Source organism: candidate division WOR-3 bacterium (assembly GCA_039801905.1).
Lineage (GTDB): Bacteria > Hydrothermota > Tepidihabitantia > Tepidihabitantales > JBDRVQ01 > JBDRVQ01.
This window is the reverse complement of the sequence record JBDRVQ010000017.1, coordinates 24,502-38,901: the sequence shown is the minus strand read 5'-3', so window position 1 is coordinate 38,901 and position 14,400 is coordinate 24,502. Positions and strand designations below refer to the sequence as shown.

12 protein-coding genes are annotated in these 14,400 nt (G+C 45.3%); 6 read left to right on the top strand and 6 right to left on the bottom strand.

The window, feature by feature from the left end:
- The first annotated feature begins 344 nt into the window (after nt 1-344).
- A complete protein-coding gene (locus ABIL00_04690) occupies nt 345-635 on the top strand; it encodes an RNA-binding protein (protein MEO0110058.1) in 291 nt (96 codons plus the stop codon).
- Nucleotides 636-741: 106 nt separating this feature from the next.
- On the top strand, nt 742-2,661 hold the full coding sequence (locus ABIL00_04685) for a M1 family aminopeptidase (protein MEO0110057.1): 1,920 nt from the start codon (nt 742-744) through the stop codon (nt 2,659-2,661).
- Here ABIL00_04685 and ABIL00_04680 read toward each other — a convergent pair.
- From ABIL00_04680 to ABIL00_04655, 6 genes are read right to left on the bottom strand one after another with little or no spacing between them, the layout of a single operon-like run.
- A complete protein-coding gene (locus ABIL00_04680) occupies nt 2,651-3,211 on the bottom strand; it encodes a CDP-alcohol phosphatidyltransferase family protein (GenBank protein ID MEO0110056.1) in 561 nt (186 codons plus the stop codon). The two genes, ABIL00_04685 and ABIL00_04680, sit on opposite strands and share 11 nt — an antisense overlap.
- Nucleotides 3,204-4,058: an NAD(+)/NADH kinase gene (locus ABIL00_04675; protein MEO0110055.1), complete on the bottom strand. Its 855-nt coding sequence runs from the start codon at nt 4,056-4,058 to the stop codon at nt 3,204-3,206. The genes ABIL00_04680 and ABIL00_04675 overlap by 8 nt, the downstream gene beginning before the upstream one ends.
- Nucleotide 4,059: 1 nt before the next feature.
- Nucleotides 4,060-4,851 carry a peptide chain release factor N(5)-glutamine methyltransferase gene (gene prmC, locus ABIL00_04670; GenBank protein MEO0110054.1) on the bottom strand — a complete coding sequence of 264 codons (792 nt, stop codon included), beginning with the start codon at nt 4,849-4,851 and terminating at the stop codon, nt 4,060-4,062.
- Nucleotides 4,836-5,906, bottom strand: coding sequence for a peptide chain release factor 1 (gene prfA / locus ABIL00_04665; protein ID MEO0110053.1), 1,071 nt, complete (start codon nt 5,904-5,906; stop codon nt 4,836-4,838). The genes prmC and prfA overlap by 16 nt, the downstream gene beginning before the upstream one ends.
- 3 nt (nt 5,907-5,909) lie before the next feature.
- A complete protein-coding gene (locus ABIL00_04660) occupies nt 5,910-6,446 on the bottom strand; it encodes a hypothetical protein (GenBank protein ID MEO0110052.1) in 537 nt (178 codons plus the stop codon).
- A complete protein-coding gene (locus ABIL00_04655; GenBank protein ID MEO0110051.1) occupies nt 6,412-7,626 on the bottom strand; it encodes a M20 family metallo-hydrolase in 1,215 nt (404 codons plus the stop codon). The genes ABIL00_04660 and ABIL00_04655 overlap by 35 nt, the downstream gene beginning before the upstream one ends.
- 258 nt (nt 7,627-7,884) lie before the next feature.
- On the opposite strand from ABIL00_04655, the gene ABIL00_04650 reads away from it, so the two are divergent.
- The 4 genes from ABIL00_04650 to bamA all read left to right on the top strand — a co-directional run bounded on the left by ABIL00_04650 (nt 7,885) and on the right by bamA (nt 14,399).
- On the top strand, nt 7,885-8,139 hold the full coding sequence (locus ABIL00_04650; GenBank protein MEO0110050.1) for a hypothetical protein: 255 nt from the start codon (nt 7,885-7,887) through the stop codon (nt 8,137-8,139).
- A 465-nt stretch (nt 8,140-8,604) separates the two neighbouring features.
- The gene (locus ABIL00_04645; protein ID MEO0110049.1) at nt 8,605-9,669 is read left to right on the top strand and encodes a phosphoribosyltransferase family protein; all 1,065 of its coding nucleotides are present in this window, start codon (nt 8,605-8,607) and stop codon (nt 9,667-9,669) included.
- A 47-nt stretch (nt 9,670-9,716) separates the two neighbouring features.
- Nucleotides 9,717-12,149 (top strand): ATP-dependent Clp protease ATP-binding subunit, encoded by a 2,433-nt coding sequence (locus tag ABIL00_04640; GenBank protein MEO0110048.1) that lies wholly within the window; start codon nt 9,717-9,719, stop codon nt 12,147-12,149.
- 30 nt (nt 12,150-12,179) lie between these two features.
- Entirely contained in the window at nt 12,180-14,399 is a 2,220-nt protein-coding gene (gene bamA / locus ABIL00_04635; protein ID MEO0110047.1) for an outer membrane protein assembly factor BamA, read from the top strand.
- The last annotated feature ends 1 nt before the right edge of the window (nt 14,400 follow it).

The window sequence follows — 14,400 nt, the reverse complement described above, 5'->3', positions numbered from 1 at the left end:
TTGTATTCTTCTATCATTTTCACTCTTAAATTAAATCTTGCTTCTTTATTCATTTTGTTGTATAATTTTTTGTATAGAAACATAGGCGCCCCCTTTTTAATTCTCTTACTCTTTTAATTCTTTTTTGAACGCCTATTATTTTAAGAAACTTATTAAATAATTTCAACACATCTACTACCTTAATACCCTTATTAACCTGGTAACCATGTCTTAACACATTTACTGTTGTTATTTGACATTTTTCCTTATTTACTTTATAATATTAGTTATTAATTGGCACTTATTTTTCCGAAAACGGAAGAGACCGCTTTGGTCAATAGGTGCAAAAACTGATGGAGGTCAGTATGAATATCTATGTTGGTAATTTAGCGCGCGAGACCACGGATGAAGATCTGCGCAAGGCATTTGCTGCCTTTGGCGAAGTGACATCCGCCACAGTCGTTAAAGACAAATTCTCGGGCGGGTCGCGCGGATTCGGCTTTGTGGAGATGCCGAACCGAGAAGAAGCCCAAGCAGCAATGTCCGCCCTAAATGGTAAAGAATTTATGGGTCGGACAATCCGGGTTAATGAAGCACGTCCGCGAACCGATTACCGGGGAAGAGAAAGAAAGGGCGGTGGTCGCCGTTCCTGGTAAAAAATAATTTACCCCGTGAGTAGAACGAGTATCTCAAATATCAAAAAAGAGAGGCTTTTAATTCTCTCACGGGGTAAAATTTTCTCAAAATAGGCTCTTAAAAGATATGAACTTCTTACTCTTTTTCTTTATCTCCTGGCATACGGGTAAATTTTCTCCAAATCAACTTCTTGCCGAATCAACCCACACCTATGATGTTCGCTTCTATCATCTGGAGATAAATCTACCGATGAGCGAGCGTTCTTATACCGCAAAGGAGATAGTAACAATAAAATCTCTTGTTCCCATCTTAGACACCTTCTCCTTTCATTTCTCAGATCTGGTCTGCGATTCCGTAAAGAGGGAAGGGATAAATCTCCTTTGGTCCACTGGTAATGGTTATCTCTCCATCACCTTGGACGAGGGTTTACCATACGGCGAATCAACCGATATCACTATCTTTTACCACCGCGACCCATCAATTCCCAATAATGGCTTTTTATTCTATCCCAAAAGCGGCAATACTTTACACAATATCGCCTATACCTGCACCGAACCTTCTGATTCAAGAACCTGGTTTGCCTGTTGGGATGAACCTTGGGATAAAGCGGAAAGGGGCGTAGAACTTTTTTTAACCGTTCCCGATTCCTTTTCGGTCTGTGCCAACGGCTTATTGGACTCCGTCAGCCACAATCCGGAAAACAGAACAAAGACCTATTTCTGGCGCCATTCTTACCCAATCGCCACCTATCTTATCTGCTTTGCCTCTTCTATCTACGCCACCTTTTCCCATTGGCATCATATCTCACCAACTGAATCCTTAGAGATTAAGTATTACATTTGGCCCGAAGATTCTATCGCCGCAACCAACTCCTTTCGCAATACCCCTTTAATGATGACCTTCTTCTCCGATACCAACCTTTATGGACCTTATCCCTTTGAAAAATACGGTATGGTCTCCCTCTATCCCTTTGCCTGGGGCGGAATGGAACACCAGACAATGACCGGTGTCCATCGGCAATGGGTAACTCAGGGAAGCGAAGGAGGGATCGCCCACGAACTCTCCCATCAGTGGTGGGGAGATATGGTCACCTGCTTTAACTGGGCAAATATCTGGCTCAATGAGGGCTTTGCCACCTATTCCGATGCCCTTTATCTTGGTTATCGGAACGGTCGCGCCTATTTCTTAAATCTGATGAATAGCCGAAAGAATATCTATTTCCAGGAAGATGCCAGTATGCGCTTTCCCCTTTATGACCCACCACCCAATCAACTATTCGCCTATGGCCATATCTATTGCAAAGGTTCTTGGCTTCAACATATGTTAAGGTACATTATCGGAGACACTACCGCTCATCCCGGAATTTTCTTCCGGGCGCTACGGGTCTATGGCGACTCCTTCAAATATAAATGTGCCAATACCGAAGACTACAAAAGAATCTTAGAAAGGGTTACTGGCTTAAACTTAGAAAATTTCTTCCGGGAATGGGTCTATCTGGCTGGTTATCCCAATTATAATGTTCTCTGGTCAAAAACCCAAGAAGGCGATTCCTTCCGAGTGGAGATAGATATTTCCCAGAATAATGGCAACCTGGCACCAACCGTCTTTCACATCCCAGTGCAAGTCCTCTTAAAGGGAACAACCGATACCGTCTTACTAACCATACCCATTGATACCTCACCCCAAATAAACACTTATTATCTATCTTTTGAACCGAACCAATTGACCTTTGACCCAGGAAATTGGCTTTTACACAAAGCGACCGTCCGCTTGGGAGTAACCGAACTCTCCCAAAAAATTCCTTCTCTCTTAGAGATTTATCCCAATCCCTTCTCCCATTACCTAAAAATTAACCTTTCCCTGTCTTCCCCAATTAAAGGAGAGTTGGCGCTCTTTGAGCCTACCGGAAGAAAGGTCCTAATCGTAGATAGAGGAGAGATTCCCATCGGTATTAAAAACTACACCCTTAATCTCCGGAAATTAAAATCCGGGGTTTATCTTCTGATGTGGAACGGAAAATCCTTAAAGAAGTTGATTAAAATTTAATTTTTCCCTTTCGGTTCCTGATAAAAAACGGGATATAACTGAAAAAGGAGATTATTAGTAAAGACCAGGTGATATAGAGAACCGGTTGGGCAATAATTTTAATAGAGAGGGTGTAAGTGACGATGAGCAGGGCAAAGAAAAAACCGGTCAATTTCCCAAAGATATTGGAATAGGGAATTACCCCCCTTTTTATTAAAAAAGAGCCCCCGAGGACAATCAACAAATCGCGGATGATGACACCCAAAGCGATAGAAAATGGTAATTTCTTAGTCAGCACCAGAACCACAAAGACACTCCCCACCCAGATCTTATCAACCAGATGGTCTAAAATCTTACCAACCTCGGTCACCTGGTTCAAGCGTCGGGCAAGAAAACCATCCAAGGCATCCGAAAGCCAGGAGAGAAGCATCAAAATTAAGGCGGAATGGAACTGCTGGGTAATGAGAAAGAGTAAAATGAGGGGCAGAAGGAAAAGGCGGGAGAGGGTGAGGAAGTTGGGGACATTGGCAAACCTTATCACTTCATTGGCGTATCTCTTTATCTCATTCATCTCCCCTCCCACCCCAGCGCATCTTCTGGCGGAGGATAGAGAAGTAGTCCTTTCGGGTTGGCACAACGACGTTTATCCCCCTCTTCGCCTTAAGAAATTTTGCCCTAAAACCGGGGGAAATTTTTAACCTCCTCTGACCATCAATCACTAAAAACCCCGTTTCGCTATCTTTCGCCAGTTCCACCCTTAACTCCTCTTCGGCTGGGACAATTAAAGGCCGGGCGGAAAGGGCATGGGGAGCGATCGGCGTAATGATAAAACAGGATAGGGTCGGGTAGATAATGGAACCGCCACAAGCCAAAGAGTAGGCGGTAGAACCAGTTGGTGTGGAGATAATTACCCCATCACCAATAAAACGAGAGACATATCTCTTTCCCGAATAAAGAATCACCTCAATTGCCCGCAAGGAATACCCCATATTTACTGTCGCATCGTTTAGGGCAAAATATTCCTTACCCTGAAAGGAGACCTTCAACGCCATCCTCTCCTCAACCTTTGCCTTCCCTTTCAAGAAATCCGCCAAGGTGGTTAATGCCTCTTTTGGGGAGAAGAAAGCCAAGAATCCCAAACTACCAATATTTATCCCCATTATGGGGATCCCCCGCTCCCCAACCAAATGGGCGGAAGCCAAGATTGTGCCATCACCACCGATGGCAATCACTAATGATGTCTCCCGTAAGAATTTACCTTTGGAGACCACATAGCGGCGGAAACCAAATTTTTCTCCTCCTGGCAAAAATTTTATCCTCACCCCCTTCTTTTGAAGGAAAGTGGAGACCTCTTTCAAAACCTCCCTCACCCCTTCCTTCTTCGGATTAAAAACGATACCCACTCCTTGCTCTCTCATTTTAACTGATTACCGCATAACGGATATGACCTGCCAGATCTCTATAAAAATTCCCATTCACCCCTAATACCAGAATCTTCTCTTTATGCCTCGGGTCAATCTCCAAAAATATCCGCCCCTTTCTCCTTAAAAACCTCCTCCCCTCTTCAATTATCCTTTCAATATAAAAGAAGCCACCCTCTCCCCCATCTAAAGCAATCCGCGGTTCAAAATCCCTAACCTCTCTTGCCAATCGGCAAATCTCCTCGGAAGGGATGTAAGGAGGATTGGAGACAATAAAGTCAAAAGAGCAATTCCTAATCTCGGAAGCGGTGAAGAGGTTAGATTTTATTAACCGAATCCTTTTTCCCAAATTATACCGACGGATGTTAATCTCCGCCACCGCCAGCGCCTCTTCTGAGATATCAGTAGCAAAAATTTTCGCCTTGGGAAAAATCCGGGCTAAACCGATTGCGAGATTACCAGAACCAGTGCCGATCTCTAAGATTTTTTCTATCTCTTCCTTTCCCAATTCCCTCTCCACCAACATCACCAATCCTTCGGTCTCCGGTCGGGGGATAAAGACCCTTTCGTCAACATAAAGTTTGTAATCTAAAAAGAAGGCGGTCTTCGTCAGATATTGGATGGGATAGCCCTCCTGCCGCTTCTTTAATAAGAAAGAGAGCTCTTCGGTGAGGGGGAATAAGTGGGGGGAGAGATAGAGATGATAACGGGGAATTTTATAATGGTAAAGGAATAAGTTCTCAACATCTTCATAAGGAAGGGAATAGATTTTGCTCAACTCTCGGAGCATAGCAACTCCTCAATCTCTTTCTTTTTCAACTCCTTAATGATCGGTGCCAATTCTCCATTGAGGATTTCGCCTAAATTATAAAGGGAGAGGTTAATCCGATGGTCGGTTACCCGATTCTGGGGGAAGTTATAGGTGCGAATCTTTTCTGCCCTTTCCCCCTGGCCAATCTGTTTTCGCCTTTCGCTTAGAATCGCCTCTTCTTTCTTTCTTTTTTCTCTTTCTAAGAGGCGGGCTTTCAGAATCTTCAACGCCTTCTCCTTATTCTGATGTTGACTCCTCTCATCCTGACAGGTGACAGTAATTCCCGTTGGCAGGTGGGTGATTCGCACCGCAGAATCTGTCATCTGCAAATGTTGTCCACCGTGACCCGAAGCCCGAAAGACATCAATCTTCAAATCCTCCGGTCGGATATTTACCTCCACCTCCTCCGGTTCCGGCAGAACCGCCACCGTGACCGTAGAAGTATGAATCCGGCCACTCGCCTCCGTAATCGGAACCCTTTGCACCCGATGGACCCCCTGTTCGAATCGGAGTTTATCATAGGCATCTTCTCCTTCAACCGCAAAAATTATCTCCTTAAAACCACCCCGGTCCGAAGGGGTTGATGAGAGAACCGAATAGGTAAGTTTCTGTTTCTCAATGTACTTTGTATACATCCGAAAAAGGTCGGCGGCAAAGAGCGCTGCCTCTTCTCCCCCAGCCGCGGCTCGGATCTCCACAAGACAATTCTTTCGGAAACTGGAAGCATTGGGAAGAAAATAACTGAGCACCTTTTGGTAGAGCCTCTCCTTCTCTTCGGTGAGGGAAACCTTCTCCTTCTCTATTACCTCCTGCCATTCCTCTCCGGTAATCCGAGAAATCTCTTTCAATTCCTCCTCCACCGCCTTTAACCTTTCAAAGTCGTCTAATAACTCCTTCACCTCCTTATATTCCCGAGAGAGGAGGGCTAAAAGTTCGGGTTTCTTCTGAACTTCCGGTTTTAATAGTTCCTGCTCAATCTCTTCCAACCTTCTCCTCTTCTCACTAACCTTTTTCTCCAAATCCTTTATCTCCATAACTCAAACCATTCGCTCCATCTCCTGCAAAAGGAAAAGAAATGTATCCCAAAGTCTCTTCCCCTGAGGTGGTTGATGGCAATTGTCAAAGAGTTTTGCCACCTTCTGATCCGTCTTTTCGGAAAGGGAACTTTCCCGAGCAAAAATTCCCTCCTCCTGATAGAAGATGTGCCGGGAGAAAGAGAGGATAAACTCCTCCAGATGCTGGGAAAAATCTCCCATCTCATTTTTCAATAAACTCTCCTTCGCCGCGCTCATCTCATTTCTTATCATTTGGTCTAAGAGGGCGGTATCAAAAAATAGCGAGAGCGTATCTTCTTGCCCATTCGTCTCCGCTACCAGATGGGCAAAGAGAATCTTCTCCTTCTTCAAGTGGGCGGTTAAGAGTTCGCACAGAGCAAAAAAGAAATCGGAGAAGAAACGGAAGGTAAAATTATTTATTAAGATAAACTTATTTAAGACCTTTAGCGCCCGCTCAAAGGAGTAATGTTCTTCCCGTAGAATTTCAAAGGAGAGCATAATAGGCGTAGACCTTGGCATCCTGGACCATATTACTAATTAGCGAATATTCATTCGCCTGATGCGCCATCCCTTCGTATTTTCCCCAGACACAAACCGGAAAGCCTCTCTTTCGGAAAAGGGCGGCGACAGTGCCACCACCAATTCCTTTCAGTTTCGGCTTCACCCCATAAACCTTTTTCACTGCCTTCTTCAACCTCTTCACCACTTCTGCCTTTGGAGATGTGGCCGGTGCTGACTCCCCAGCCATCACCACCTCATAAGAAATCTCACCGCCATACTTCTTAGTGAAACCTTCTTTCAACTCCTCAATTAACCTCTTCACCTCTTCCGGCGGATGCTCAGGCAAAAGCCGACAGTCAAAATAGAAGATATCTTCTCCGGGAATCGTATTGATATTGGGACAGTTACTCTCCTTTTTCGTCGGCTCAAAAGTGGAACGGGGCGGTTCAAATAAACGATTCTTCTCCCTAAATCGCCGGGGCAACTCCTTATCTAAAAGACAGAGAAAAAGCGCCCCCAACCGATGGGCATTTAAGCCATCCTGAGGCGTGGAACCATGGGTCTGCTTCCCGCGCACTATAAACTTTAACCAGAAGATAGTCTTTTCCGCAATCTCAATCATAGCGCCATCCTTACTTCCCGCATCCGGCACCAAAATTAAATCACCTTCCTTAAAGAGAGAGAAATTATTTACGAGATAGCCAATTCCATAACGACTACCCGTCTCCTCATCCGCCACAAACAAAAGAGAGAGATCATAAGTCGGCCTCTTATTTAAATCCTTTAATGCCTTTAAGGCGAAAAGGGAGGCGACCATCTCCTGCTGATTATCTTCAGTCCCCCGACCGTAAATCTTATCATCCTTCACCACTGCGGAGAAAGGGTCGGTCTGCCAGAGGGAAAGGTTTCCGGGCGGCACAACATCCAGATGGGTGATGATCCAGATGGTTTTACTCCTCTCTTTACCCGGCAAATTCACCCGCAGGTTTGGCCTTGCTAAGCCAATCCTTTCGTCAAAGGCATTATACTCCTCCCAATCAAAACCCAAATCCTTAATAAAACCCTTTAAGAAATCCGCCCTTTCCTTCTCCCCTTTGCCGCCATTTTCCGGACCAATCGCCGGCCGGGAAGTCAACTCCCTTTGCAGATTGATCATATCTTCTCGAAAAGATTCAATCTTTTGAAATACCTCTTCCATAGAGTATATTAACATACAATTTTCAAATTTCAAGAGGTAATTCTAAAAACACCAATTAAGGAACATTTCTGCCAAAAATAAGTCTCTGAAAGGCAAAGGCTTAAATAAAGGGGAAAGATTCTATGTCAGGAAATGGGGGGTATTTCCGTTATTTATATGTAGGGGTATTGGGTTCTAATCCCAACCCCAAAAAGAGATGCTTTAAGGCGAATAGAGAATATGTATCTAAGTTATTTGGCATAACTTACCGGAGGAGATATGGGGATTGAGATAAAGAAGAGAAAACCGGTTGAAAAACTGGAAAAGATAGTAAGAAGATATGCCCTTTACTATCCTCAGGGGAAGAGGAGACACCTAAAAGGGATAGCCGACTATCTCTTATTTTTGGAAGAGAAAGTGAAAGAAATTTTGGAGGAGCGAGGAATTTCGGTTATTTATCACTTTGCCTATTATGCCTTTGGCAGAAAACTCTATAAACTCTTAAAGGAAAAGAGGAAGGGGAGATCCCTTTAAGGGAGGTCCTATTGGAGATTAAGGAGGCTTTAGCGGAGAAGTAGGTCTTAAATAAATAAGATCTGATTTAAGCGATAGGAATTTTATGAGGTAGGAGGGGTTTATCTTTATAAAATTGGGTGTAGCATACAGGTGATGGTATCGGAAGCCTAATTAAAGGTCTTATCAGAAGCCAAATCATCAGTGGAAGCGAGAGCCTAATAACCCCTTTAATCCGATATCTGATCCGTTAGATAAAGGAAGACCTAATAATGATAATAAAACAGGGTCTAATCGGGATGGTAATTAAGAACCTAATGAGAAGTATAATTGAGATTTTAATCCCAAGCCTAATTGAGTGGGTAAAAACAGATTGGATTCCCTTGGTGGGACGGTATTCTTGTCGCATTCGCCCTTAGAGATTTGAACATTATGCCAAATGAAAGGAGCCCTTGCCATTTCTCTAAATCTGAATTATAATAAGAAATGCGTTTTGTAGAACTCCCCTTAGTGGGATTTGAGATTAAAAGGGGGATTGTCAGTTTTGCCACGCCCATTCTCCTTGAACCAAAGGAAGTAAAGCCTTTAGCCCAAGACTTCTTCCGCCTCTTCAAGAGACATATCTTCCCCAAGGCAAAAGGAATCGGCGAACCGAAAAAGGAAGCGAATGCCGATATCTTCCCGATTTCCTTAAACAATCGGGAAACCGCCTACCTAAATTTTATTTATGATATTGACGCCACCCGCCTCTCCTTTGAATGCGACCGCCGGGATACCGCGGCAGTGGAATTTATTGACCCCCTCTTTCGGCTCCTCCGGGAACAAAGGGTTATTAAACCAGATTTGGAATATATCCGAAGGAAGGTCTCGGGAACTCTACCGGAGATTGTCGCCGCTTTGCTCTGGCAGATCGGCGCCGTCAAGGTTAGCCTCGGCGACATAAAACCATTTTTTAAGGTGGATAGAAGAAAGAATCGGAGCCCAATTTATATTGACCTCAAATGTCTTCCCAATTACCCCAGGGTTTTTGACTTCCTAATTTCCCAAGCCGCTTTAATTTTAGCCCATTACGAGTTTGATCTGATTTGTGGCATTGAAGCCGGAAGTATCTCCTTCGCTTCCCTCTTAGCCCAAAAGATTGCCAAACCCAGTTTCTTCGCCCGACGGGAACGAAGATATAAGGAAGCACCCCTCTTAGAAGGGGTTAAAGAACACGAACTCTTCCGGAAAAAGGTTCTTCTGGTTGATGATACCGTAGTTAAGGGTTGGACGAAAAAGAGGGCAATTGAGGAGATTCGGGCGAAGGGTGGAATCTGTGAATACGCCTTTGTCATCTTTGACCGCCAAGAAGGAGGAAAGGAGGAACTCGCCTCCCTTAATTGTACCCTTTTATCCCTAACCAATCGGACTGCCTTACTCTCAAAAAGGATTCCTCGGGATATCACCTTAATCACGGAAAGGGAGTATGAGGAGATCCGCACCTACTTCTCTAACCCGAGACGCTGGCACGAGAAGAAGGGCTTTCCCTATCACGAATTGAAACCGAAGTAGCACCAAAATTCTATTGACAGGTGTCTAATATTATGATAAGATAAATTATGCAAGAGAGATTTACAGAAAGAGTAAAAAGGGTGATCCAACTTGCCCGCCAGGAAGCCCGCCGCATGCACCACGATTACATCGGAACCGAACATCTCCTTTTAGGGATCATTCGGGAAGGGGGAGGTGTCGCCGCTCTGGTTTTAACCAACTTAGGCATTGATTTGGAGGATTTGCGCCGAGCGGTGGAGAATGCGGTCAGTTATGGACAAGAGGCACTCGTCGTGGGTGAAATCCCTTTAAATCAAGAAGCGCGCGCCGCCCTCAATTATGCAATTGAAGAGGCAAAGAGTATGAACCATTCCTACATTGGCACCGAGCATCTCCTCTTGGGACTCTTGCGCGAAGAGCGGGGAATTGCCTCCCAAGTCCTCACTTCCTTAGGGGCGGAGATTGAGATGGTGCGGAATGAGATTTTAAGGGTCTTAGGGGGAGAAGGAATAATTTCCACACCTAAACATAAGACGAAGACCTCCGCCCTTGATTACTTCTCCCGGGATTTGACCCAACTGGCGCGGGAAGATAAATTAGACCCAATCATCGGTCGGGAGAAAGAGATTGAAAGGGTAATCCAGATTTTGGTTCGGCGGAAGAAGAATAATCCGGTCTTAATCGGTGAGGCCGGCGTGGGAAAGACCGCCATCGTGGAAGGTTTAGCCCAAAGGATTGTGGAAAATCGGGTACCCCCAATTTTGAGAAATAAGAGGGTTTTAGCCTTGGATTTAGCGGCACTCGTTGCCGGAACAAAATATCGGGGGCAGTTTGAAGAAAGATTGAAGACGGTCCTCAATGAGATCATTAAGTCTGGTGATTGTATCATTTTTATTGACGAATTACATACGATTGTTGGCGCCGGGGCAGCAGAAGGGGCGATTGACGCCTCCAATATGTTAAAACCGGCTTTAGCCCGGGGTGAGATCCAATGCATCGGCGCCACTACCTTTGAGGAATATCGGAGATATATTGAAAAGCATTCCGCCTTAGAAAGGAGATTCCAACCGATTATTGTGGAACCACCAACCGCGGCGGAAACGGTTAAAATTCTGGAAGGCTTAAAGGAGAAATACGAACTCCATCATAATGTCATCTATACCCAAGCGGCAATCGAAGCGGCTGCTTATCTCTCCGACCGCTACATCACTGACCGCTTCCTGCCGGATAAGGCGATTGATGTTTTAGACGAAGCGGGCGCTCGGGTAAAACTTTTGCGGCCGGTGGTGAATAAAGAATGGGAGGAGATCGAGAAGAAGATTGAAAGGGTAAAGAAGATGAAGGAGGAAGCGGTAAGGGCGCAGGAGTTTGAAAAAGCCGCGGAGTTAAGGGATGAGCAAAAGCGTTTAACCGACCTCTTAAAGAAGAAACGTAAGGAATGGGAGAAGGCGGGAAATTTCCCAGTGGTCACCCCTGAGGATATCGCCCAGGTGACCTCAATGTGGACCGGTATCCCGCTCTCCCGGATTGAAGAATCCGAATCGCAAAGGTTATTAAAGATGGAAGAGGAGTTAAAGAAATGGATCGTTGGTCAGGATGAGGCGATCAGCGCGGTCGCCCGGGCGATCCGCCGTTCCCGAGCCGGCGTCAAAGATCCAAGAAGACCAATCGGCTCCTTTATCTTCTTAGGACCAACCGGTGTCGGTAAGACCGAACTGGCAAGGGTTTTGGCACGCTTCCTCTTCGGTCACGAAAATGCCTTAATCAGACTTGATATGTCGGAGTATATGGAGAAGTTTAATGTCTCCCGGTTGGTTGGTGCTCCCCCGGGTTATGTCGGCTATGAAGAAGGGGGGCAATTGACGGAGAGGGTACGGAGAAAACCTTACTCCTGCGTCCTCTTTGACGAGATTGAGAAGGCTCATCCTGATGTCTTCAATATCCTCCTCCAAATCTTAGAGGATGGCCAATTGACCGATTCCTTAGGCCGGAGGGTCAATTTCAAAAATACAGTGATCATTATGACCTCCAATATCGCCACCGCCGAGATCAAGCGTGCCCAGATGATGGGTTTCCATCCGGAAAGCGAAGAGATCTCCTACGAAAAGATGCGAGAGAAACTCCTCACGGAGGTGAAGCGGGTCTTCCGCCCGGAATTCTTGAACCGCGTTGATGAGATCATCGTCTTCCGGCAACTGGGTAAAGAAGAGATGAAAAAGATTGTTGATGTTCAACTGCGGGATATCCAAGAAAGGTTGGCGGAGAAGAAGTTGAATATCGTTTTGAGCGAAGCCGCCCGAGAGTTACTGGTGGAAGAAGGCTTTGACCCGGAATACGGAGCCCGACCCCTGAAAAGAACCATCCGCCGATTGGTAGAGGATCCCTTAGCCGAAGAGATTCTAAAAGGGAAGTTTAAGGAAGGTGCCACCATTCTCATTGAGCGGGAAGAGAATATCCTCCGTTTTCGGGAATTAACCCCCGAAGAACTACCAATCAGTTAAAGAATGTCTTTCTCCCATCCCCTTCGTCGGATGGTCTTTCTTTTTTTTCCTCTGGTATCCCTCTTCTCCCAACCCCTTCCCACCACCGTCATCAAAATCACCGCCACAACGGAATTTGTTGACCCCCTCTTAGTAAAAGAACTCTCCGGTTTAGAACCGGGCACCCCTTACCGACCAGAAGCGATCAGCGAGGCGGTAAAACGCATTTACAAATCGGGTCGCTTCGCGGAGATCACAGTGGAAACAACCCAGACGAAGGAAGGCATCATTGTCCATTTTCAAACGAAGGATAACCCCTGCTTAAAAAGTTTTGAATTTTCCGGTAATCGGAAAATTAAAACCAAGGAACTGAAAGAGAAGATTACTGCTAAACCAGGGGAGATCCTCTCCCCGAACAAAATCTTCACTATGGAGCAGAATATCCTCTCCCTTTATAAAGAGAAGGGCTTCCTCTTAACCAAGGTGAAGACCTTAAAGTCGGAAAGGGATTCCCTCAACCGGATCACCCTCTACTTCCAGATTGATGAAGGGAAAAAGATGCGCCTCAAAGAGATAAGGTTTTTGGGTAATAGAAACCTTTCCGAAAAAGCCTTGAAGAAGGTGATGAAGAATAAAGAGAAGAGATGGTACCGAAAGGGTTGGTTTCGGGAAGAAGAATTGAAGGAAGACATAGTAAGGCTTACCAATCTCTACAAGGAGAAGGGATTCTTAGAGGCAAAGGTGGTTGATTACCACCTCAGCGAAGAGAAAGAATTTGTCAGTTTAACCATTGAGATAGAAGAAGGGAAGAAATTTTATCTGGGCGAGATTAAATTGGAAGGAGAGAGCCTCTTTAATGAAGAATTCCTAAAAAAGAAACTACGTCTCAAGAAAGGAGAGGTTTATAATTACCAGAAGGTGAATAAGGGAATTCAGGAATTGTATGCCCAATATACGGAAGAAGGTTACATCTATTGTTTAATCACCCCCTTAGAAGAGATCAAGGAAGATACGGTCAATTTACTTCTGATGATTGAAGAATGCCTCCCCGCTCGGATTCGTCTGGTAAAAATAATGGGCAATAAGCGAACCGAAGAGAAGGTGATCCGGCGAGAGATCGCCACCCTACCCGGGACAATCTTCAAGAGGAGTGAGGTACTGCGCAGCCAGAGGAATATCTTCAATCTCGGTTTCTTTGAAGATGTGCAACTTGATTACCGGAAGGTCTCCGAAGAGACCGGAGAGGTGGATTTAATCTACCAGGTAAAGGAAAAACAGGCTTTCGGTACCTTAGGTGGTGGTGTTTCCTACTCCAAACAGGATGGGCTTACCGGTTATATTGAGATTACCCAACCCAACTTCTTAGGCAGAGGGGAAAGGGTCGCCCTCAAATTGGAGAAAGGAGGGAGAAAGACCAATCTCAATTTCGGCTTCTCCGAACCTTACCTCTTTGACCGGCCGATCTCTTCGGGGATTGGATTAAGTCTCCTTACCCAACCTTATGAGTATTACGATAAACAGGACAAAAGTTTAGATTTAGATCTCTCCTATCCCCTACCTCTTGATTACCTGCGCGGCTATCTCAATTTAAGATTTGGCCAAACCCTAATTCCTCCCCGCTCCATCTCCTCCCGTTATCAACCAACCGGTCCTTATACCATCTATTCCGATACGATAAAAAAGGGCTTTATCCAACCCGGTTTTTCCTTAATTCGCGACTCACGAGATTATATCTATAATCCGAGTGCCGGTTCCTATTACCGTTTCTCCCAAACCTTCTCCTTTGGCCGAATTCGTTTCTTCCGTTCGGTTTGGGAAGAGAGGATTCACTTCCCCCTCTTTTGGAAATTCTCCTTTATGTTCCGCACGCGCTTCGGCTTAATAGGCGAAGTTAAGAAAAACGATACCATCCCTCTTTATGAGAAATTCTATCCCGGTGGGATTGGTGATGATGGAGTAAGGGGCTATCCCGACCGTTACTTAGGACCGAGCAGTGACGGTTATCCAATTGGGGGGAAGGCACTCCTCCTCTTCAATCTGGAATACAAATTAAAATTGGCACCTTATCTCTCCTTCATCCTCTTCTTTGATGCGGGCAACTCCTACCATTCCTTCTCCCAAATTAACCCCGCCCATCTGAAAAGGGGATTGGGACCGGGGATCCGATTGGAGATCCCAATGGTCGGCTTAGTCGGTGTTGATTTCGGCTACGGTATTGATGCCCGACCGAGAAAATGGGAGATCCATTTCCAAGTGGGTAAGGTCTTCTAAG